Source organism: Phocaeicola faecicola, assembly GCF_013618865.1.
Taxonomy (GTDB): Bacteria; Bacteroidota; Bacteroidia; order Bacteroidales; family Bacteroidaceae; genus Phocaeicola; species Phocaeicola faecicola.
On record NZ_JABSOE010000008.1, the window covers coordinates 61039 to 82459 of the forward strand.

Below are 21421 nucleotides of genomic sequence, written 5' to 3' on the forward strand. Positions count from 1 at the left end.
AAGGTCCTCCGGTTTCTTCAGTATGGAACTTTTGTTTCATGGGCATGCTACCCGAGTTTCATAAAGGTGCAACTTCAGTTGCATCATCGTGAAACCCGGGTTGCATCATTATGAAACTGACAGCTCGTGTCAGTCAGCCACACCGGGTTATACTTGCCGGCTTCATTCATTTACGCTTAGTCAGGGCTGCGATGGTCCGCCGCACACGGGCAGCAGTAGTGACCATCCGCGCATATTCGTCATACCCCGCGTCGTTTCCCATCGACAAGGCCTCGTTCCGTACGCGCATCCCGCTTGTCCGGAGTTCACGGGCCGAAAAATGAAACTCACCGGCACCGGTCTGAGCCGCCAGACGGGCGATATTGTCTTCATTGACTCCGCATCCCGGCATGATAATGAGACGTCCCGCTGCATATTCCACCAGGCGGGCCAACAGGTCGGCACCCTCCATGGCTGTCGGACACTGTCCCGAGGTCAGTATGCGGTTCACTCCCAGTTCCACCAAGGTATCCAGAGCCTTCCACGGATCGGTCACATAATCGAAGGCACGGTGGAAAGTTACCGACATGCCTTCGGCTGCCTTCATCAGACGTTCCATGGCCGGCACATCGATTTCTCCATCCGGAGTCAGACAACCGAACACCACGCCGTCGGCACCCAGCTGGCGGGCCATACGGATGTCTTCTTCCATTGCCGACAACTCTACCGGAGTATACAGAAAATCTCCTCCCCGCGGACGGATAATGACGTGCAGCCGGATGTGAAGCAACTTGCGTGCCAGCTTGATTTCACCATATGAAGGAGTGGTTCCTCCCTCCGGAATGGCTGCACAGAGTTCCACACGGTCTGCTCCTCCCTCCTGGGCTGCCAGACAGCTCTCTACGGAGTTCGCACAAATTTCAAATTGATAATTCATAACTGAAAGCTGATAAAATAGTTCAAATACTCATACATTGCGCAGATGTACCTCCCTGCAGTCCGGCGGACTGCAGTACATTACGCTGTAAGGAACAAAAATAAGGAATCGAAAAGAAAATCTCAAAGGAAGACATAAAAAAAATGACTAACTTATTGGGGAACAATAAATTAGTCACTTACTAAGTACACCCGTGGGGAGTCGAACCCCAATCGATGGAACCGGAATCCATTATTCTATCCATTGAACTACGGGTGCATATCTTTTAATGCAGGGCAAAAGTACATTTTTTCTGTATTCCTTCCTAATATTCGGTGCAAAATTTATTAAATAAATTCGTCTTCCCTTTCTTTTACACCCAATCAACATTCTAGCTATTAAGCCAAATAAATATCATTATGATAAAATATTTCTCTTATATATTGCTTTTTTATATATTATACTTATATTTGCAAACACAATAAAATTTTAAAAGCATACAACCATGAGTTATCTGATAAAACCTGATACGTATACTCCCCTGCTCGACATGAAACAAACGGAGCTGGGAATCAAACAAATTAAAGAGTTTTTCCAGCAGAATCTTTCTTCGGAACTGAGGTTACGCCGTGTGACAGCTCCGCTCTTCGTATTGAAGGGTACGGGACTGAACGACGACCTGAGCGGTGTGGAACGTCCGGTTTCCTTCCCCATCAAGGACCTGGGGGAACAGCAGGCAGAGGTGGTTCATTCACTGGCCAAATGGAAACGGGTGACGCTGGCCGACTACTGCATCGAACCGGGATACGGGATTTATACGGATATGAATGCCATCCGTGCCGATGAGGAACTGGGCAACCTGCATTCGCTGTATGTGGACCAGTGGGACTGGGAAAGGGTGATTACTCCCGAACAGCGTACGGTGGATTTCCTGAAAGGAATTGTCACACGCATCTACTCGGCCATGCGACGGACAGAATACATGGTGTGTGAAATGTATCCGCAAATTACTCCTTTCCTGGCACACGACGTGCATTTTATCCATGCGCAGGACTTGCTGGAGATGTATCCGGGAAAATCGGCCAAAGAGAGGGAGAACCTGATTACCGAACGCTACGGGTCGGTGTTCATCATCGGTATCGGCGGCAAGTTGAGCGACGGAAAGCCGCACGATTTACGGGCTCCCGACTATGATGACTATACTACCGTTGACCCAAAGACGGGACTGAGCGGACTGAACGGTGACTTGCTGATCTGGAACGATGTACTGAAGCGTGCCATCGAGATTTCTTCGATGGGTATCCGTGTGGACAAGGCTGCCATGCTGAAGCAGCTGGAACTGGCCGGAAAGGAAGAGCGTACCCGACTGTATTTCCACAAACGGCTGCTGGAAGGATCACTGCCACTGAGTATCGGAGGAGGTATCGGACAGTCGCGCCTGTGTATGCTTTATCTCAAGAAAGCGCATATCGGAGAAATCCAGGCTAGCATCTGGCCGGAGGAAATGCGGAAGCAGTGTGCGGAATGGGGCATGCCGCTCATCTGATGACCTGAACCAATCTGTGTTTACATATCTGAGGGGGAACAAGCATCGAATGCTGAAAATGCAGGAAGATAAGACTTGTTTCCCTTTTTTCGTTCATGCAAATTCATTATTTTTATCGGCTGAAACGGTAAATGCCGTAACGGAATACGGTGCTTGAAAGGACTGTATTTAGATTGACAGCATGGAAAAATGAAAAAACAGCAATAAAAATACAATAAAACAGATACGTATGGATGTACAGATAGAAGAATCATGGAAACAGATACTTTCGGCGGAATTTGAAAAAGATTATTTCCGCCAGCTGACTGATTTTGTCCGGAACGAATATCGGTCGACAACGGTGTATCCGCCCGGAAAACTCATATTCAATGCGTTCAACCTTTGTCCGTTCGAACAGGTGAAGGTGGTAATCATCGGGCAGGACCCGTACCACGGACCGGGACAGGCGCACGGACTGTGCTTTTCAGTCAACGACAACGTACCTTTCCCGCCTTCACTGCGGAACATCTTCAAGGAAATACAGGATGACCTGGGAAAACCAATTCCGGAGAGCGGAAACCTGACCCGGTGGGCAAAGCAGGGAGTACTCCTGCTGAATGCGACTCTGACGGTACGGGCGCATCAGGCGGGTTCGCACCAGCGCAGGGGCTGGGAGGAGTTTACGGATGCAGCCATCCGGGCACTGGCCGAACAACGGGAACACCTGGTGTTTATCCTGTGGGGGGCCTATGCACAGAAAAAGGGAGCGTTTATCGACCGTTCGCGGCATCTGGTACTGACTTCCGTTCATCCTTCTCCGCTGTCGGCTCACAACGGATTCTTCGGAAACCGGCATTTCAGTCGCGCCAACGAATACCTGCAGCAGCACGGACAGACCCCGATTGAGTGGTAAAGAGAAAGGCTGTAAATACAGGAAGGAAGCGAGACAAGCGAACAGCATCGCTATAAAAGACGACCTCCCGTACCATGTTCATGAGAACTGTACGGAAGGTCGTCTTTTATCTTTCTTTCTGTCGGAGAAGCATCAATACCAGGTAACTGCACTACCCGTGTTGCTTCGCTGATCCCATTTCAACGCATCGGTCAGCATAGTAGAGTTTGCACGAATAGAGAAGTTGTACGAAGTAAACGGACCAAATACCAGTCCACAACTCATATTGAAACAGTGCAAGTCTCGCGTAATGTTCATCTGCGTCATTGACATCTTCTTCGTATCAAAGTCGTAACCGCTCGAGTAGGTAATGTTCCAGCGGCTACCGAGCTTCACGTTACCCGAAATGTTCACCTGATGCGAGAACGAATAAGGATAACGCATGGTCTTGATGTTGATATCCTTCGTTCTGTCTTCCTGGATACGGTAACTGTAAGAAAGACTCAGGCTCCACGGCAACTGGAAGGCCAGGTATCCGTCAGAATCGATTTTGGCATCTTCCGTTTTCCGCTTAGGCTGGGTATTCTGATTGGTATTCAGTTCCTCGTCTTCTTCATCCTCTTCCGAATCGGTATCTTCTTTCTTGCCTTTATTCTTTCCGTCTTCTTCGTCTCCCTTACCGAACCATTTCTTGAAAGTCTCATTGTTCAGTGTATAAGAGAGCGAACCGCTGTATCCGTCAAAACGTCCGAAACGTCCGTAAGACCATTCTGTACGGTCACTTTCAACTACCCGGCCGTTTTCATCGAACTTATAAGCATAGGTCTTGAAGCGGGCATTCATGTTGAACGTATAATTCTTCGTCAACTTCAGACGGGCATTCAAGGTCAGGTCACTCCAACGCTTGCGGGCAATATCATACGACAACTGTCCGGTCAGGTCATCAATCAGACTGATTTTCTTGTATCCCGTAGTATCCTTGTCCGAAGCCATCTTCATTTCCAGGTTGTTCTTCAAAGACATACTGATGTTCTGGGATACCCCCTGCCCCGGTACTCCGTACGGCATGCCGGAATAAGGAGAATATTCTACCATACGTACCTCTCCGTCCTCGTCGGTATATACATAATTCTCGTAATATCCGAAGCGGGAAGCTCCGAAGTCAGGCGTATAGGTATAGCTTACCGAAGGAGTCACGACGTGACGGATGGTAATTTCCTTGCTCTTCATGAAAAGCGGCTTGTACATACCGTACAACTTGGTGTTCATCGATACCGACATGTTATAGTCGTACACACGGTTGAACCCGTTGATGGTATCCTTCACTGCTTCCTTCAGCGTATAATCGTAATGCTGCATCACTTTACGCGTATACCAGCGTTCGGTATACAGGAACGACGGCGTCACATTGATATACTTGAACAAGCTGAAGGTGGCTTCCACCGGAATGCTGTGGCGCATACCCGTTTCCCACTTCGAGAACGGAGTCTTGAACAGCAGGTTGTCCTTGGTATTTACCTTATTGGTCAGCGCACCGGTATACTGGAACGAAATCTTTTCATACCATTTCTGGTCGCCTGCCGAATTCTTCCGCTTGAACGGATAGATACGGTTCAGCGTAATGTTCAGGTCCGGCAACGTCATATTCACCGAAGAGTCCTGTGTATTCTGCGTAATGTTGAAGGTTCCCGACAGGTTCAGTCCGATTTCAGGGAAGTTACGCGAATAACTGATACTTGAAGCCTTGGTATTGTTACTGTAAGAAGACAACGGATCGTACAGCGTACTCAGACTCGACTTATCGTAACTGCTGGTGGTAAAGTTCACACTGGCAGAGAACGTACTGTTGGGGTTGGCCTTCGCATCCTGACGGTGGCTCCACTGCACACGGAAGTCCTTCGACACCATATAGTCGGGCATGTTCTTCTCACCCTGCTTGGTCACCAGGTAGCTGGCATTGAAGTAACCGCTGTAACGGTAACGCTTGTTGTAGGTAGACGCCGCTGAAAGTCCCCACGAACCCTTGGTATAAATCTCACCCAACAGCTTCAGGTCGAACTGGTCACTGATGGCAAAATAATATCCACCGTCGCGCAGGTAAAAACCACGGTTCATTTCATCTCCGTAAGTCGGCATGATAAATCCTGAAGAATAGCTGCTGCTGAACGGGAAAAAGCCGAACGGAACCGCAATCGGTAGGGGCACATCCTCTACCACCAGCTGTGCCGGTCCGAAGACCACATCCTTCTTGGGACGTACCTTTGCCATGGAAAGCTTCAGGTAGAAATGCGGATGATCGTGATTGTCACAGGTAGTATACTTACCGTGACGCATATAGATTTCATCGTTGGCTCCCTTCTTCGACTCCTCACTGGTGACGTATCCGTCTCCCTGCTGAGTCACAATGCTGTTGATGAATCCCTTCTTGGTCTTGAAGTTATAGCGCATCATCTTCGATTCATACGGAGTCTCTCCGTCCTTGAACACCGGAGTTCCCTGCTCTACTCCCGTCGTATCGGCCACACCTCTTGCAAAGACCGTACTGCTGTCCATGTTCATGGTAATCAGCTGTGAGGTCAGCTCAATGTTCTGGTAATTAACCTTTCCGCTTCCGTACAAGTGTGCGAATCCTCCTTTGGTAAAGACGATTGAGTCGGATGCCTCATAGATTACCGGGGCATCCAGCGGTTCCTTCTTCGGAGTGGTATCCAGCGCCAAAGAATCCATAGCCAGTGAATCGGCATTCACCAGCGAATCGGACGACAGCGAATCGACACGGTTCCTGTTCCTGTCCGATACCGGGCGCTTCCCCCTCACCCTTTGAGCCTCCGCATAAAAGGAGAAAAAGAATCCCATTACAAACAGGGAAATCAGTAAGTATATAGTTTTTCTAAACGACGTCATTCATTAATCTTTTATGCAATGCAATGCAAAAGTACATATTATCATACAAATAACCGCAGACGAAGGGGTTTTTATGGATTTTTATGACTATAAAAACAACTCACACCATCTGTCAAACTGCTTTCCGCTTTCTTCCCCGTAGCGGGCCACGCTCTTGCGGGCTTTCTCCAGGCTCTTTTCCTGTCCGAGTTTGGTTTTCGAAAAGAACTTGTCGGCAAAACAGATCAGCTGTTCTTCAAGGGTTTCGGGCTGCATGTCCCGGTGAGGTACCGGAAGCTGCTGTGACTCAATGTCAGCCAGGGTGAGTCCGGCCCCGGTATGCCGCTCGCACACCCGTGCGTGCCGCGGATAGCCTTCGGCTGCCACCAGTTCTGCCCCCAGATAGCCGTGACAGATATAAGGATGCGATCCGAAACAACAGATTCCGGAAGCATCTGTCAAAAAGATTCCAATATCATGAAGCATGGCAGCCTCTTCGATAAAGTTCAGGTCAAGCCCGAGTTCGGGATGCTTGCGTGCCATATCCAATGCCTTGTTTGCCACATCCTTGCTGTGAACCAGCAGAATATGCTTCAACTCATTTTCTTCCGGATAGTATTTATCTATTATTTTCAACGGATCCATAATCGCTTTTTCGCTATATTTGTACCTTGCAAAACTACAAAAAAATATTGGTCTATCATGAAATATCTTACATTAATCCTAAGTTATCTGTTGATTACGGCCGGGCTTTACGCCAATGCACCGGTCAGAAGCGGAGCCGAACAACTGGACAAGTGGCTTCCGCTGGTAGAAGGAAAACGCATCGCACTGGTTGCCAACCAGACTTCTCTCTGCGGAAAGGCCCATTTACTGGATACCCTGGTTGCCTTGAAGCGCGCACCGGCTATGCTGATGGCACCCGAACACGGGTTCCGCGGGAAAATGGATGCCGGAGCCACCATCAAAGACGGAAAGGACTTCCGGACCGGCATTCCGGTAGTCTCGCTATACGGGAAAAACAAGAAACCGACACCGGCACAGCTGCAGTCGGTAGACGCTATTGTGTTCGACCTGCAGGATGTGGGAGTGCGGTTCTATACCTACATCAGCACCTTATATTATGTGATGCAGGCCTGCGCGGAAAACGGGAAGCCGCTGATTGTGCTCGACCGTCCCAATCCCTGCGACTACGTTGACGGTCCGGTACTCGACCTGAAATTCAAGAGTTTTGTGGGAATGCTGCCCATACCGATACTCCACGGCTGTACGCTGGGAGAGATTGCCCTCATGATCAACGGTGAAGGGTGGCTGGGCTGCCGGAAGCCCTGTCCGCTGACTGTCATACGGACAGAAGGATGGCAACACGGCATGCCGTATGTACTGCCCGTAAAACCGTCGCCCAACCTGCCTACTCCTCAGGCCATTGCCCTGTATCCTTCTCTCTGCCTGTTCGAAGCGACTTCAGTCAGTGTCGGAAGAGGAACTTACTTCCCGTTCCAGGTCATCGGCTCTCCCCTGCTCCCCTCCGGAAAGTTCCCTTTCAGTTTCACTCCCAAGTCCATCAGCGGCTTCGACACCCGTCCCTTGCATAAGGATCAGGTATGCTATGGAGTGGATCTCCGGAAGGCAAAAGCCCCCGAAGGATTCTCACTGAAGTATTTCCTCGACATGTACCGGAGCTTCAAGGCTATGGGAAAAGAACATGCATTTCTGACCCGTCCGCAATGGATGGACCTGCTGATGGGAACCCGCCAGGTGCGGCTGGATGTACTGCAGGGAAAGGAAGAAGCGGCCATCCGGGCCGCCTGGGAGAAGGCTCTGAAGGCTTACCGGAAAATGCGGACCCGCTATCTGCTATATGAGGATTATCCGGAGAATAACTAATCGGACATGCCTGCTGCCACAATAAAAAACCGCCCGCGCCAATGAATCTTCCGGTTCACAGCGCGGGCGGTTTTTATCTCTACTTATCTCTACTTGCCCCAAGCCTCCTTACCTTCCCGAGCGTCCGGTAAAAGACAAAAGACAAGAATCATTTTTCTTCAATTATTTTTTCTTCATTTTCTGCATCATTCCGGCCATCTTGCTGCCCGTAACCATCTTCATCATCTTACGGGTCTGGTCGAACTGCTTCAGCAGACGGTTGACTTCCTGAATGTTTGTACCACTACCCTTGGCAATTCGTGTACGGCGTGAACCGTTCAGGATTTCAGGATGTGTACGTTCTTCCGGAGTCATGGAGTAGATAATGGCCTCAATGCTCTTGAAGGCATTGTCATCGATATCGATATCCTTGATGGCCTTTCCTACACCCGGAATCATGGAAGCCAGTTCTTTCAGGTTACCCATCTTCTTGATCTGATGGATCTGAGTAAGGAAGTCGTTGAAATCGAACTGGTTTTTCTGAATCTTCTTCTGCAAGCGTTTGGCTTCAGCCTCATCATACTGTTCCTGAGCACGTTCTACCAATGAAACGATATCACCCATACCCAAGATACGGTCGGCCATACGTGCCGGGTGGAACTGATCGACTGCATCCAGTTTTTCACCGGTTCCGACAAACTTGATAGGCTTGTTGACTACCGTACGGATAGACAGGGCAGCACCACCACGTGTATCACCGTCCAGCTTGGTCAATACCACTCCGTTGAAGTCCAGACGTTCGTTGAACTCACGTGCAGTATTTACGGCATCCTGTCCGGTCATGGCGTCTACCACAAACAGGGTTTCATCCGGGTTGATGGCTTTCTTGATGGCCTCAATCTCATTCATCATCTGCTCATCGATTGCCAGACGACCGGCGGTATCGACGATTACCAGGTCATATCCTTTGGCCTTGGCTTCCTGAATGGCATTCAAGGCAATCTGTACCGGGTCCTTGCTGTCGAGTTCGCAATATACCGGAACCTCTACCTGCTGGCCCAATACTTTCAACTGCTCGATGGCAGCCGGACGGTATACGTCGCAGGCAACCAGCAACGGCTTGCGGTTTTTCTTTGTTTTCAGCATTCTGGCCAGTTTACCCGAGAAGGTTGTCTTACCCGAACCCTGAAGTCCCGACATCAAAATCACTGCCGGACGGTTCTTCAACTCGATTTCGGCTGTCTCACCTCCCATCAGTTTGGTCAGCTCGTCATGAACGATCTTCACCATCAGCTGGCTAGGCTTCACAGCGGTCAGCACGTTCTGTCCCAGGGCTTTTTCCTTTACGGTATCTGTAAAGTTCTTCGCCACCTTATAGTTTACGTCGGCATCCAACAGGGCACGACGAACATCTTTCAAAGTCTCAGCAACATTGATTTCGGTGATTTTTCCCTCACCTTTCAATATTTTAAACGACCGCTCAAGTCTTTCACTTAAATTATCGAACATATCTTTAGTTTTTTCTTAATTTCCTATTTTACAACGAGGTGCAAAATTACAAAAAAATCGGTAGCTTCAAATTTTTTTATTCTGCCATTTTGCTTTTTTCAGATAAAACAGACTGGCTCCCAACATTAAGGCGTAATAAATCAGCTCCGTAGTAAAGCAAATATCGACCGGAGCCCGCAGCATCATACCGACGACTATAATGTAAAGAGCATAGAACAGCTGGACAAATATCTCCAGTACCAGGGCAGCCTGTGTATTGCCGGTTCCGGAAATTCCGTTGAAGTATACGTTGGCAAACGAAGCGATGACCATAGAGGCGCATACCACATACAGGGCCGACATCGACTCGCTGATCAGAGAGGCATCGTTCGAGTAAACCGAAAGAATGACATCGGGGAAAGCCACGCACAAGCCTATGCAGACCACCATGATCAGGAAGGAGAAGCGGGCTATCTTATGCAACAGTCCCAGTACCATCGAGACTCCTCCGGAACCAATCAGGTTGCTGACAAGCGTATTGGCTGTGGTTGCCAGTGCCTGCACCGGAATCAGCAAGACGACATACACGCTACGCACAATATTGGCAATCGCCAGCTGACGCTGACCGAGGCGTTCGAGGGCCATGAAAAAGACAAACCAGATTGCCATCGACAGGAAATACTGGACCATGGTAAAGCATGAGATATGCAGGATGCGTCCCACCAGTTCCCAGTCGAAAGAAGTCAGCCGGTTCAGCCCGTACTTCTTCCGGTCCACCTTATAATAAGTATAGAGGAAGAAGAACAGAGTGGACGACGCCTCCGCAATGACCGAAGCCAGTGCCGCTCCGCGTATTCCCATTTCCGGGAATCCCCATTCACCAAAGATCAAGACATAATCCAGGAAGACATTGACGATGGCCATGACCACGGCATTCAGCGTCAGTACCTTGGTACGGGTGATTCCGATGTACAAGGCACGGAACATGACATTGACAAAGGAAAAGAGGAATCCCCACATTCGCCAGGTAAAAAACTCATAAGTGGCATCGTAGATGGTATCCGAGGAAATCAATGCCCGGATCAGCGGAGCCGCCATAAAGTACATGCCCCCCAGAATCAGCACGGCCATTCCCAAGCTGAAAATGGTGCCCTGCCACATAATCGGTCCCACCGAATGAAAATTACCCTCTCCGTTTCTTCTTGCCATCAGAATCTGAGAACCGACACTGAAGCCGAAGGCCACGGTATATACACAGATATACAGCAGTCCCCCCATGGCAGCAGCCCCCAAAGCGACTTCACCGACATGGCCCAGGAAAGCCGTATCGGTCACATTAATCACATTCTGTGCAAGCAAACCTAAAAATATCGGATAGGTAACCTTCCATATTTCCTTATTGGTATACATATAAACTGATGATATAATAAGTTAAACTTAAATGATGGCTGCCCCAACTACAACCGCAGATGAATCACAGTACATTTGTACACTGCCTGCTCTCCACCCTCTCCCGTCCGCCAACGGCTTCCGGACTTAATTATATAATAAAAAGTAATGATTTTCCTAAAGACTGCACAAAGATACGCTTTTTATACATTTCGCCCAAAATTCCTCAAAAAGAAAAGACGGTGATATCGCCCGTAAAAAGCCTTCCACAAGGCCTCCCCAGCACACATTTCAATCAAATTAGTTTCAATATAAACAATTTCATTTTAAATAAAAAACCAAATAAATCACACATATATTTGTTAGTTGTGCCATTTTAGCCTATCTTTGCAGCCAAAATTACCAATAAAACTAAAGAATGAAGAAATTTATCCTCATCGGTGCAGCGACACTGATTGTTTCAAACACAACTTTTGCCGGAGATTATCTTACCAATACCAACCAGCATGCAGCCTTTCTGCGTATGGTAGCACGAGGAGCTTCCATCGACGTAGACGGTGTATACAGCAACCCTGCCGGACTGGCCTTTCTGGAAAAAGACGGTTTTCATCTGTCACTGACCGGACAGAGCGCCTATCAGACCCGTGAGATAGCTGCGACTTCTCCACTCTGGACAATGGACGGTAAAACAAGTACCCAGAATTTCAAGGGAACAGCCTCTGCTCCCATCATTCCTTCTTTCCACGGAGCCTACAAGAAAGACAACTGGGTGGTTTCTGCCGGATTTGCAATTACCGGAGGAGGAGGAAAGGCTTCTTTCAGCAACGGTCTGCCCATGTTCAATGCCCTGACCATCGGAGGTATCCACTCAAATGCTGACCTAGAAGGTGTCTTCGGAAAACCGGTGACTCCTGATATGTATCATATCAATACAGCCATGGACGGAAAACAGTACATCTACGGATTGCAACTGGGAGTGAGCTATAAAGTCAATGACTGGTTGAGCGTATATGCCGGAGGACGTATGAACTACGTACAGAGCGGATATGAAGGATACCTGAAAGCACAGTTGAAAGACGAATTCGGCGGAAAGGCTCTGATGAACCTGGCACTCGACTGCGAACAGACCGGATGGGGAGTTACTCCAATTATCGGAGCCGATGTAAAACTGGGAAAATGGAACCTGGCTGCCAAATATGAATTCAAGACCAATCTGAACATCGAAAACAAGACCAACACCCTGGAAGCTCCGGGCGTTCCGGAAGCGGTTCTGAAACCTTATGCCGACGGAGAACAGACCCCCAGCGACATTCCTGCCTTCCTGAGTGTGGCTGCAGGATACGAAATCCTTCCTACCCTGCGTGCTTCGGTTGAATATCACTTCTTCGATGACAAGAAGGCCGGCATGCTGAACGACCGCCAGAAGACACTGTCACACGGCACACACGAATACCTGGCAGGTATCGAATGGGACGTGATTGACCTGCTCACCATAAGTGGAGGTTTCCAGAAAACCAATTACGGACTTAGCGACAGCTTCCAGACCGATACCAGCTTCTACTGCAGCTCATACTCACTGGGCTTCGGCGCACGTATTCACTTCTCAGAAGCATTGAACATGGATATCGCATATTTCTGGACCAACTATGACGATTATACAAAGAACGAAGACGCTTATTACAGTCTTCCCAACATAAAGGGAAGCAATGTGTACTCACGTACCAATAAAGTATTCGGCGTCAGTCTGAACTATAATTTCTAAATATACCTGAAAACAACCTTTACCTTAAAAAACACAAACACAATCTAATCGGAGCATGCTTGTTTCCTGCCGGTCTAATCCGCAGGATAACAAGCATGCTCTTTTTATATCGGTATCCGATTCTTTTTCACCCACTTATAAAACAGAATTGTCGGTAATCATTGTATTACCATGTAGAAATTTCATATGACAAAAGATTAAAATCTTATACCTAAATTTGTTTAAAGAAAAAATAAACAATTTAAAAGCACATTTTATTAACCTTAATTCTTCTGCCATGAAAAAATTTCTTATTCTACTCAGTCTAGCTCTTTTTTCAATAATGATTTGGGCAACTTCTGAAAGAACAGATACTTATCAGCTTTCCTCCAACAATCGGGCACCTCATGTAGAAACATACGAAGGCCAAGCCCATAAATGTCATTGTGGAGGTACCCTTACCTGGAGTGCAAAATGTTTCTCATACAAACAAAAATGTAGCGTATGCAAAGGAAAGGGAAAAGTGAAAAGCGGATCGTATACCGCTACATGCACAATGTGCAAAGGAAAAGGATGGTATTGGAATTATAAATCCGGCTACATCTGCAAAAAATGTGGTGCAAAATATTCAGACTAAATCTGGAACAAATACTAAAGTGCCGTACGTCCTTTAATATTTTCTATTATTCTTATCCGTATCATAAAAAACAACTATGAAACGTTATTTATTTCTCATCACCTTGATAATGATTGGGAATACCTTATTTGCCCAAGACATTATAAACATATTTTATCTTGGAGAGAAAATTTGTGGCCCTGTACTCATCAAAACCGGAATAGGAGATTTCTATGTAGAAAACGGAACACAGATAAACGGGAATTTAACCCATCTAGAAGCCTGGGACTGCAATGGAAATAAAATCATCGATACCACACCCGATAAAAGAGAGATAAGAACAAACGGTCCTACTACCCGAATCTACCGGTTTGAGTATCTTTATCCTTCATCTAACAATTCGCAAGAAAACACATACTCAGAAAACAATTATAATGAATATCAACCAGAGCCTTCAGTACAGCAAAAAGCTGTAGAAACCACTTTAGGAGTGGCACAACATTTTGGAAACAGTGCCATCGGTCTTTCTGGAATCTCGGCAGACGGCTATCCCAACTTTCAAGTGGCAGCAGGACTGTCACGCACATATGGAGAGTTTGCCCGCTTAAAGGTCCATATAGGAGGTGCAGGTGGTTTTGTTCTATACGGTGGAGTTGGAAAAGACTGGATATTCAACGGAGAAAATAAAGACAAGCTCTCATGGCACGCTGCCATTGGATATTTCATGGCTTTGGGTTATGACACGAACCAAGACCTGACCCTCGGTATCTGTTACGCAGAAACTCCCGTTATCAAAGGAGGAACTCTGAATTTAGATCTCACTTACAGTTATTTCTTCGGAGACAAGATGCGGTTCGGAGTATTCGGCGGAGGAGCCATCGGAGTCGGAAATGTAAAAGAAGTAATGGAATCAACCGAATCCGAAAAATTCCCAGGGAAGATTGTCTGGGATCTTCATTTAGGAATTGCATTTAAATTATGGCAACAATAACCTATAAAAACAATAACACATATAGCACTAATACATATTCATTCTTTTTCATTTTTTGCTAATATCTTTTCATAATTCGGGGAAATCAACCACCACTAATCAACACGGAGTATTAACATGCAAGTTGTACCGACCGAGCCAATAAATCCTAAAGCAACAGGTTGATTTCCCCACACTCTCCCCTCTTTCCCATCAAATACAATCTGCAATTTAAGTCCTTTAATTGTAGGCATTTTTTCACATAAACCATCCCCAATTATACCGACAAGCTCTTCAATTTATTGGCTTATCTTTACAAAAGTTAAAAAAATAAGTTCCGCCAGATTATATCATCTGCCGTTTTTTTATATATTTGTTGTAATCTGAAGTATCTTATTTGATTATCAACGTTTTGTAGAAAACTCGCATGAGAACGGGCAACGGATAAGAAAATTCCAAGCTGTTTAGAATCACTATATTCCTCATGCTTTCAAATAACTCTTTTTCTTGATGCAAAGGTAGCATTTTTTTCGTGATTGCCGGTAATTTTCAGGCATAAAATATCACGGTCATTTCAAGAAACATATACAGAGGACATGACAGCCATACCGTAGCCGAATCCCCGTAACTCACAGGCAAAGGTAACCCGTGTCCTGTTCGTACAAGCAAGGTCAAGCCCTCCGGGTGTCGTGGAAAAATCATCCTCGCCCAGAGGGCTTGCGGTATTTTTCCCGCCAACCTTGCATGTACGGGACACGACCTTTTATGGCCTGTAGTTACGGGAACTCCGGCCCCGAAAAGCCGGATCACTAAAAATAAATTGTTATGTCACAGCAGGTAACAAAAGAAAAGTACAGTATCGAAACACTCAGAGAGCGGAATGTTTCATACGACCACCAGCATTGGCTGACACAGAAAGATGTGGATATGGCCAACAATTATGTTGAACTCATTGAGCGGACACGCTCCGAAATTACACCTCAAATCGGCGACAGGCTGGTATATGTAACCGAACACGGGGATTATTACGGAAACGCCCTTATTGACAGCAGGAGTGCAAAAGAAGGATATCTTTCCGTATGCGAACAGCCGTATGTGCCTTTCGTGTGGGAAGAGGACGGCAATATCCGTCTGAGTGTCAGCGGAGGCGCATTCCATTCCGTGAATCCGGAGGAACTGAAATTCCTGAAATGGACGGAAGGGGTGTTCAAGGACTGGGGGCATTGCGGTGCTTGCGCCAACGGTTCGGTGTCATTTCTGGCTAAGGTACCGTTATGGTTTTATGCCGAACCCAATCCCAGGTATGGAGATTTCACGACCGAGACCTACCGGAAGTTCTACCTACACAAAAGGGAGGAATCGGAAAACGGCAATCTCTATCAAGGCTTTGACATCGCTTTTCGGGACGAAGCCGAGTTCCGGCAGTTCCTGAAGGACTACGAAGGAACGGTGTTCAAGGGAAATTGGGATAATCAAATCGTGTTATGGTGTTTCCGTCGGGAATATGTGTTCTTACCTTCCGCCGAATGGGAAACGTTTAATGCCCCGATCGAAACGAGGAGGCTCAACTTCCATCCCGAGCAGGTCAAGATAGTCAAGGACATGGAAAAGCACATCACTTATTTCTACCGGATTAAACCGGATAATTTTTAACATTTAACCCTAACAGATATGCAAACGACAACAGCACCCAAGGCCGGCAACGCTCCCGACCTGCTTCAAGGCATTCTGAGCGTACAAGTGAGAAACGAGGACAAGATTACGGAACAGGACCGTGTCTATTGCCAGACGCAGCAAAACCTGCTTTACAAGACACTCGACCAGATTGACCGCTGGTACGCCGTCTTCAAGGAAGAAGCCGAACAATACCAAGCCGAACGTAAGTTCCATTACGAAGAAAACGGCAAGGTTTCCATGCGTGATTTCTACACTTACCATAACGACAGGGAAGACTATTCACACAACGAGTTCAAACCGTTTGATCTGATTAACGATCTGGTGGATAAGAACCGAAACGCCAACGCGAATTTTGCGAACCGCATCATTTCTTATTTCAACAGGACTTACAAAGTGTCGGTTCCTGAGTATAAAATAGACGAAAAAAAACTTCCGATGGGCTTCCGTCCTGTTTATGACACATATGTAGATGTAGTCATCGAACACTTGGGCGGCAAGAGTTTCCGGGAAACGGCCGTGGAAGAACTGCTCGCACGCCTGAGCAAAGTTGTCAGACCGGCATACTGGAGCAAAGTCAAGACGGAGTTGAAGAAGGACAAGATAATCTTTCCCGAAATCATCCGTTTCGACGATTTTTCCATGCAATACAACCAAAGGAACAGAATCTCCTACAACTACGGCGGAGAACTGGAAACCCTGTGTGCCGGCATTGCCTACGGTGCGGATGACATACTGAATGGAAATTCAAAGATGATTATCCGTTTTGATGACAACGACATTTCTGTCACAGACTGGTACGACCTTACGACCACCAATGCCGAGCAAATCCGATTCTACAAGAACGGACGTATCGATGTCCGGTTCAAGGACAGTGCGGCAGCCGAAAGTTGTTTCAAGCGTCTGCATCTGGATGAAATCACCCTAAGAGAAAACTGACCATGATAAGATTTACACAGCACCCCGTAAGGCAATCCTTGCGGGGTGTTTTCATTTTTAACGATAAACAGATAAAGTCATGTATGCCATCATCCCCCAACAGATACCGCAAGGTATGCGTGCCGAAGTCAACGAGAAGATACTTTTCGCCATAGACTCCGGCAAGGACCTCATTCCGGCGGAGAGCATCTACAACTGCTATACCGGTATCGGAGGGCTGCACAACCTCAAACAGTCCGACTTTGCCAGCTACCACGAGTATGCCGAAGCGAAGAAGGAGTTCGAGATGGGACAGTTCTTCACCCCGCATGAAATATGCCGGGACATGGTGGATATGCTGTGTCCTGTCTCATCCGAAATGGTTCTTGACATGTGTTGCGGTATGGGCTATTTCTTCAACCATCTGCCCAACCCGCATAATGCCTACGGCTTCGACATAGACGGCAAGGCCGTGTCTGTCGCACGATACCTCTACCCGGAAGCCCATATCGAGAAATGCGATATCCGGCAATACTATCCGGAACAACGTTTCGATGTTATCATCGGCAATCCTCCTTTTAACTTGAAGTTCGACTACAAACTGTCGCAGGAATACTATATGGACAAGGCTTACGATGTGCTCAATCCGGCAGGAATCCTGATGGTCATCGTGCCCTGTTCCTTCATGCAGAGCGGGTTCTGGGAGAAGACACGGATAGCCGGTATAAACGGCAGATTCTCATTTGTCGGTCAGACGAAGTTGGGCCCGTCAGCCTTTGCCGCAGTCGGAGTCCATGACTTCAATACGAAAATCATGGTATTTCTCCGTAAATCGGGCCACATCAAGATGCAGGCTTACAACGCGGAAGAATTCATAACGGCGGACGAGCTGAAAAAGCGCATCGGCGAGGCCAGGGCGATGAAACACCGGTTGCGTTTCGACCTGATGCGCGAAACCAACCGGATCGACAAGGAAGAACTTGAGCTGTTCGAGTACAAACTTGCCAAGTACATGTACGAGCTGAAGGCGCACGCCAAGTTGAACAAACATATAGACAAGGCGGAAGCGTTGGTCACGAAGTTCCGTAACCAGAAACCGCCTGAGAACGCCACGCGGGAGCAGGTGGAGCAATGGGAGAAGAACAAACTGACCCCGAAGAAAGTGCTTGCCGTCATCCGCAGGTACATCACCTCGCAAAATACCGTACCTCGCAAGGAAGTGGCATTGGTGAAGACCTCATACGGCTTCAAACTGAAACAATATGCTCCGCGACTCCTTGACAAAGTTCCGCACAAGGCGGCAAGTATCAACGACCTCGTGCTGGAACGTACTGAACTGCCCATACCGGAAGTGCCGACAGAAAAGAACATGCGTCAAATCCGTGCGGCGGAGAAACTGATCCGACGCAAGCGGAGAGAGTACGAAATGCAGAACCGGCTGTTCCCGGAAATGGAAGAAGATGACAGGCTGAAAGAATACCTGGACCGGTGTGCATTCATCAACAAGGACGGCGAGACCTGCGAGTTTACCACGCTCCAGAAACACGACCTGAACCTTGTCTTGCAGAAACGCCACGCGCTGCTGAACTGGCAGCAAGGCTCTGGCAAGACTGCCGCCGTGTACCATCGTGCCAAATACCTGCTCAAATTCCGCAAAGTACGGAATGTCATCATACTGGCTCCTGCCATCGCCACCAATATGACATGGATACCCTTCCTCTCGATAAACAGGGAACAGTTCCGGGTGGCAAGGAACAATGCCGACCTGGAAACTGTGCCGGAAGGCGTGTTCATCGTCCTATCCACCTCCATGCTCGGCAAGCTGAAACGGGGCATGGCAAGGTTCGTCAAACGCAGTTCAAGAAAACTGTGCCTTGTTTTCGACGAGTCGGACGAGATAACCAACCCGTCGTCACAACGTACAAGGCATATCCTCGGTCTCTTCCGCCGCCTCAAATACAAGATACTCGACACCGGTACGACCACACGCAACAACATCGCCGAACTGTACAGCCAGTTTGAGCTGTTGTATAACAATTCCATAAACATGGTCTGTTGGAGCAGTCGGGTGTACCACGAGAACAGGGACAAGGAGATCGAGGAAGATAACAATCCGCACTATGGTGAGCCGTTCCCCGCTTTCAGGGGGCATGTGCTTTTCCGTGCCTGCCACTGTCCGGGGAAATCCACCGTGTTCGGCATTGAGAAGCAGAACCAGGATGTCTATAACAAGGAGGAGCTGGCCGGCCTTATCGGGAAGACCGTCATTACACGCAAGTTCAGGGACTTTGCAGGAGAAAAATACAAGATACGGACACATACCGTCAGCCCGTCCGACGGCGAGCGTGAGGTTTACCGTGTCATCATCGAGGAGTTCTGCCGCATCTGCGAACTGTATTACAACAGCACGGGGGATGCAAAGAAGGATGCCGGACTCCGGCTTATGCGCCAGATCAAGCTGCTCATCAAGGCCTGCTCCGTCCCACACCTGATAGAGGGCTATTCCGGAGACGGGATTCCGAACAAGACAAGGTACATCGAAAGGCTGGTACGGAAGATACCCGGCAAAGTGGCTGTCGGCTGCACGTCCATAGCCGCATTCGACCTTTACGAGAACCGTCTTCGCGAATGTTTTCCTGACCGTCCCGTATTTGTGGTCAAGGGCGACGTGGCGTTCAAGAAACGGCAAAGGATCGTGACGGAGTTCGATTCCACCATCAACGGCATACTGGTATGCACGCAGCAGAGCCTGAGCAGTTCGGTGAACATACCCACCTGCAACGACGTGATACTTGAATCCCTGCAATGGAACATCCCGAAGATGGAGCAGTTCTACTTCCGTTTCATCCGTCTCGACTCCAAAGAGCTGAAGGACGTGCATTATGTCACCTACAAGGACTCCGTGGAGCAGAACCTGATGGCGCTGGTGCTTACCAAAGAGCGGCTGAACGAGTTCATCAAGACGGGCGAAGTAAAGGAACAGTCGGAAATCTTCGAGGAGTTCGACGTCACCATGTCCGTCATCGAGAGCCTGCTGGTCAGGGAACGGGACAGCGAAGGCAAGATACACATCAGCTGGGGAAGCCAGCGCATCATGAACTGAAAAATGGAAAAACAAATGAGAAACCGCAGATTCCATTCCACAGGCAAAGGTAGCCCGCCCCCTTACCGGCAGAGCAAGGTCATGCCGCAAGCGGTTTTCGGGAAAATCATCCTCGCCGGAGGCTCCGGTATTTTCCTGAAAAAACCTGCACTGCCGGGGTGCGGACCTTTTGGAGCCTGTGGAATGAAATCCCCGGTTCCGAATCATAAACTATAATGAAGAATATCATGGACTTGAATCAGGCAGAAGTGGCAGTGACCACGCAGCATCTCATAGACATGGGGCAGGAAAAAGACAACCTGCTGCAAATGTCCGACTTCGGCGACATGGGGGAATTCCTGTGCACCTGCTCCGAACTGTTCCCCGAAGAGGAAACTCCGGAATACAGGTACACGAAATGGGAGGAAATCCCGGACCTGCTCATCAACCGGGAATGGCTGTGTTCCAACTTCTTCGAGATAAGGGAGGCGATGGAACAGCTGGAGGAACCCGACAAGGATTGCTTCTTCGACTGGTGTGACCGTTACGGGCATGACATCAGTACAGAAGACCCGCACCTGCTGGTGGCGCACTATATCGAACTTTATGGAAATGCGGCCTATATCGACGATGAGCCTTGCCCGGACAGCGGGGATGACAGCCTGCTGTACTATCCGGGCATATCAAGCAACTATTTCGACACGGGTATTCCCCGCTTCGAGGTATTCGATGACAATTACGATTAAAGCGTATAAACATATACAAGATGGAAATCAACTTCAAAGGACCGGTAATGCCGGTTGACCCCTATTCGCAAATGGCGTTTGTGGAGATACTGAACATTCTCCTGACGGCAGGGCACATCGTGGATGTGAACAGGTTCCTGATAAACAGGAATGCCAATCCGCTATTCGGCTCGTTGTCAGGATATTTCAGATGGTCATTCTCCGACAACCACTTTACCCTGTGGCAACGGGTGGAATACAACTCGCCGCTCTGCTTCAGCCGGCGCATATTCAGCATCCATTTCGGGATGCTGGCAAGCCGTGACAGGAAAAGAGACAATACGGTAATGAACTAAAAACATATCAATATGAGTCACCAGGTAATTACAAGAATGGCATACAATGCCAAAACCAAGCAGATAGAAACTTGGCAGCATTCCAACAACGTGTGGCCGACAACAGACCATTTTTATGCATTGGATGTGAAAACAGACGAACAGATGTTTGAATTCATAACATTGATAGCAAACGGATTGTGGCAAGGGCGCAAATGGCGTAAAGCATTCAAGACACTTTTTGAAGAATATCCGGAATTGGTCAGGTCCTCATACGAGCACGAGCTTAGAGGCCAGCCTTGGAAGGCATACTGTGCCATTTGCAAAAAATATGAGGAACTTGCCCAAAGCAAATGCAATGAAATAGTTGCGCGATTCAGGCAACTTACCGGGATTGTCTGACCCAAACAGATGCAAAATAT

Annotated in this window: 16 protein-coding genes and 1 tRNA gene; 11 read left to right on the forward strand and 6 right to left on the reverse strand. The window is 48.0% G+C overall.

All coding sequences use genetic code 11. The features are described 5' to 3' along the window. Positions 1–166: 166 nt before the first annotated feature. Both H3001_RS03895 and H3001_RS03900 read right to left on the reverse strand, forming a co-directional pair. Positions 167–916 (reverse strand): copper homeostasis protein CutC, encoded by a 750-nt coding sequence (locus H3001_RS03895; RefSeq protein ID WP_178243471.1) that lies wholly within the window; start codon positions 914–916, stop codon positions 167–169. A gap of 186 nt (positions 917–1102) precedes the next feature. Further along, positions 1103–1174: transfer RNA gene (locus tag H3001_RS03900), tRNA-Arg, on the reverse strand. A 226-nt stretch (positions 1175–1400) separates the two neighbouring features. Here H3001_RS03900 and asnA point away from each other — a divergent pair. Further along, complete coding sequence (gene asnA, locus H3001_RS03905; RefSeq protein ID WP_178243470.1) at positions 1401–2441, forward strand: aspartate--ammonia ligase; 1041 nt, start codon at positions 1401–1403, stop codon at positions 2439–2441. A gap of 229 nt (positions 2442–2670) precedes the next feature. Continuing rightward, positions 2671–3333, forward strand: a complete 663-nt coding sequence (gene ung, locus H3001_RS03910) for a uracil-DNA glycosylase (RefSeq protein ID WP_178243469.1) — start codon at positions 2671–2673, stop codon at positions 3331–3333. A gap of 132 nt (positions 3334–3465) precedes the next feature. On the opposite strand, the gene H3001_RS03915 is transcribed toward ung, so the two are convergent. Continuing rightward, the gene (locus H3001_RS03915; protein ID WP_181214125.1) at positions 3466–6216 is read right to left on the reverse strand and encodes a putative LPS assembly protein LptD; all 2751 of its coding nucleotides are present in this window, start codon (positions 6214–6216) and stop codon (positions 3466–3468) included. Positions 6217–6303: 87 nt separating this feature from the next. Further along, positions 6304–6840 (reverse strand): HD domain-containing protein, encoded by a 537-nt coding sequence (locus H3001_RS03920; protein WP_178243467.1) that lies wholly within the window; start codon positions 6838–6840, stop codon positions 6304–6306. Between the two features lie 57 nt (positions 6841–6897). On the opposite strand from H3001_RS03920, the gene H3001_RS03925 reads away from it, so the two are divergent. After that, positions 6898–8082 (forward strand): exo-beta-N-acetylmuramidase NamZ family protein, encoded by a 1185-nt coding sequence (locus H3001_RS03925; protein WP_181214126.1) that lies wholly within the window; start codon positions 6898–6900, stop codon positions 8080–8082. Between the two features lie 162 nt (positions 8083–8244). Here the strand turns inward: H3001_RS03925 and ffh are convergent, their stop codons facing one another. After that, entirely contained in the window at positions 8245–9570 is a 1326-nt protein-coding gene (gene ffh / locus H3001_RS03930; protein ID WP_178243465.1) for a signal recognition particle protein, read from the reverse strand. 66 nt (positions 9571–9636) lie between these two features. After that, positions 9637–10959: an MATE family efflux transporter gene (locus tag H3001_RS03935; protein ID WP_178243464.1), complete on the reverse strand. Its 1323-nt coding sequence runs from the start codon at positions 10957–10959 to the stop codon at positions 9637–9639. Positions 10960–11356: 397 nt separating this feature from the next. Here H3001_RS03935 and H3001_RS03940 point away from each other — a divergent pair, with 397 nt between their 5' ends. The 8 genes from H3001_RS03940 (at position 11357) to H3001_RS03975 (ending at position 21401) form a co-directional block, all read left to right on the forward strand. Continuing rightward, positions 11357–12700, forward strand: coding sequence for an OmpP1/FadL family transporter (locus H3001_RS03940; RefSeq protein WP_181214127.1), 1344 nt, complete (start codon positions 11357–11359; stop codon positions 12698–12700). Positions 12701–13392: 692 nt separating this feature from the next. Next, complete coding sequence (locus H3001_RS03945; protein ID WP_181214128.1) at positions 13393–14286, forward strand: hypothetical protein; 894 nt, start codon at positions 13393–13395, stop codon at positions 14284–14286. A gap of 804 nt (positions 14287–15090) precedes the next feature. Beyond that, complete coding sequence (locus tag H3001_RS03950; protein WP_005647149.1) at positions 15091–15918, forward strand: DUF4121 family protein; 828 nt, start codon at positions 15091–15093, stop codon at positions 15916–15918. A gap of 18 nt (positions 15919–15936) precedes the next feature. Continuing rightward, positions 15937–16878 (forward strand): hypothetical protein, encoded by a 942-nt coding sequence (locus tag H3001_RS03955; protein ID WP_008777842.1) that lies wholly within the window; start codon positions 15937–15939, stop codon positions 16876–16878. 79 nt (positions 16879–16957) lie between these two features. Next, positions 16958–19960, forward strand: a complete 3003-nt coding sequence (locus tag H3001_RS03960) for an N-6 DNA methylase (protein ID WP_181214129.1) — start codon at positions 16958–16960, stop codon at positions 19958–19960. A gap of 227 nt (positions 19961–20187) precedes the next feature. Next, entirely contained in the window at positions 20188–20685 is a 498-nt protein-coding gene (locus H3001_RS03965; RefSeq protein WP_181214140.1) for a hypothetical protein, read from the forward strand. Positions 20686–20705: 20 nt separating this feature from the next. Next, on the forward strand, positions 20706–21020 hold the full coding sequence (locus H3001_RS03970; RefSeq protein WP_005647143.1) for a hypothetical protein: 315 nt from the start codon (positions 20706–20708) through the stop codon (positions 21018–21020). 12 nt (positions 21021–21032) lie between these two features. Further along, entirely contained in the window at positions 21033–21401 is a 369-nt protein-coding gene (locus H3001_RS03975; protein ID WP_005647142.1) for a hypothetical protein, read from the forward strand. Positions 21402–21421: the final 20 nt, after the last annotated feature.

Excerpts from the sequence above, each read along its gene's own strand:
- H3001_RS03895 (WP_178243471.1), bottom strand. The coding sequence starts at position 916 with ATGAATTATCAATTTGAAATTTGTGCGAACTCCGTAGAGAGCTGTCTG.
- asnA (WP_178243470.1), top strand. The coding sequence starts at position 1,401 with ATGAGTTATCTGATAAAACCTGATACGTATACTCCCCTGCTCGACATG.
- ung (WP_178243469.1), top strand. The coding sequence starts at position 2,671 with ATGGATGTACAGATAGAAGAATCATGGAAACAGATACTTTCGGCGGAA.
- H3001_RS03915 (WP_181214125.1), bottom strand. The coding sequence starts at position 6,216 with ATGACGTCGTTTAGAAAAACTATATACTTACTGATTTCCCTGTTTGTA.
- H3001_RS03920 (WP_178243467.1), bottom strand. The coding sequence starts at position 6,840 with ATGGATCCGTTGAAAATAATAGATAAATACTATCCGGAAGAAAATGAG.
- H3001_RS03925 (WP_181214126.1), top strand. The coding sequence starts at position 6,898 with ATGAAATATCTTACATTAATCCTAAGTTATCTGTTGATTACGGCCGGG.
- ffh (WP_178243465.1), bottom strand. The coding sequence starts at position 9,570 with ATGTTCGATAATTTAAGTGAAAGACTTGAGCGGTCGTTTAAAATATTG.
- H3001_RS03935 (WP_178243464.1), bottom strand. The coding sequence starts at position 10,959 with ATGTATACCAATAAGGAAATATGGAAGGTTACCTATCCGATATTTTTA.
- H3001_RS03940 (WP_181214127.1), top strand. The coding sequence starts at position 11,357 with ATGAAGAAATTTATCCTCATCGGTGCAGCGACACTGATTGTTTCAAAC.
- H3001_RS03945 (WP_181214128.1), top strand. The coding sequence starts at position 13,393 with ATGAAACGTTATTTATTTCTCATCACCTTGATAATGATTGGGAATACC.
- H3001_RS03950 (WP_005647149.1), top strand. The coding sequence starts at position 15,091 with ATGTCACAGCAGGTAACAAAAGAAAAGTACAGTATCGAAACACTCAGA.
- H3001_RS03955 (WP_008777842.1), top strand. The coding sequence starts at position 15,937 with ATGCAAACGACAACAGCACCCAAGGCCGGCAACGCTCCCGACCTGCTT.
- H3001_RS03960 (WP_181214129.1), top strand. The coding sequence starts at position 16,958 with ATGTATGCCATCATCCCCCAACAGATACCGCAAGGTATGCGTGCCGAA.
- H3001_RS03965 (WP_181214140.1), top strand. The coding sequence starts at position 20,188 with ATGGACTTGAATCAGGCAGAAGTGGCAGTGACCACGCAGCATCTCATA.
- H3001_RS03970 (WP_005647143.1), top strand. The coding sequence starts at position 20,706 with ATGGAAATCAACTTCAAAGGACCGGTAATGCCGGTTGACCCCTATTCG.
- H3001_RS03975 (WP_005647142.1), top strand. The coding sequence starts at position 21,033 with ATGAGTCACCAGGTAATTACAAGAATGGCATACAATGCCAAAACCAAG.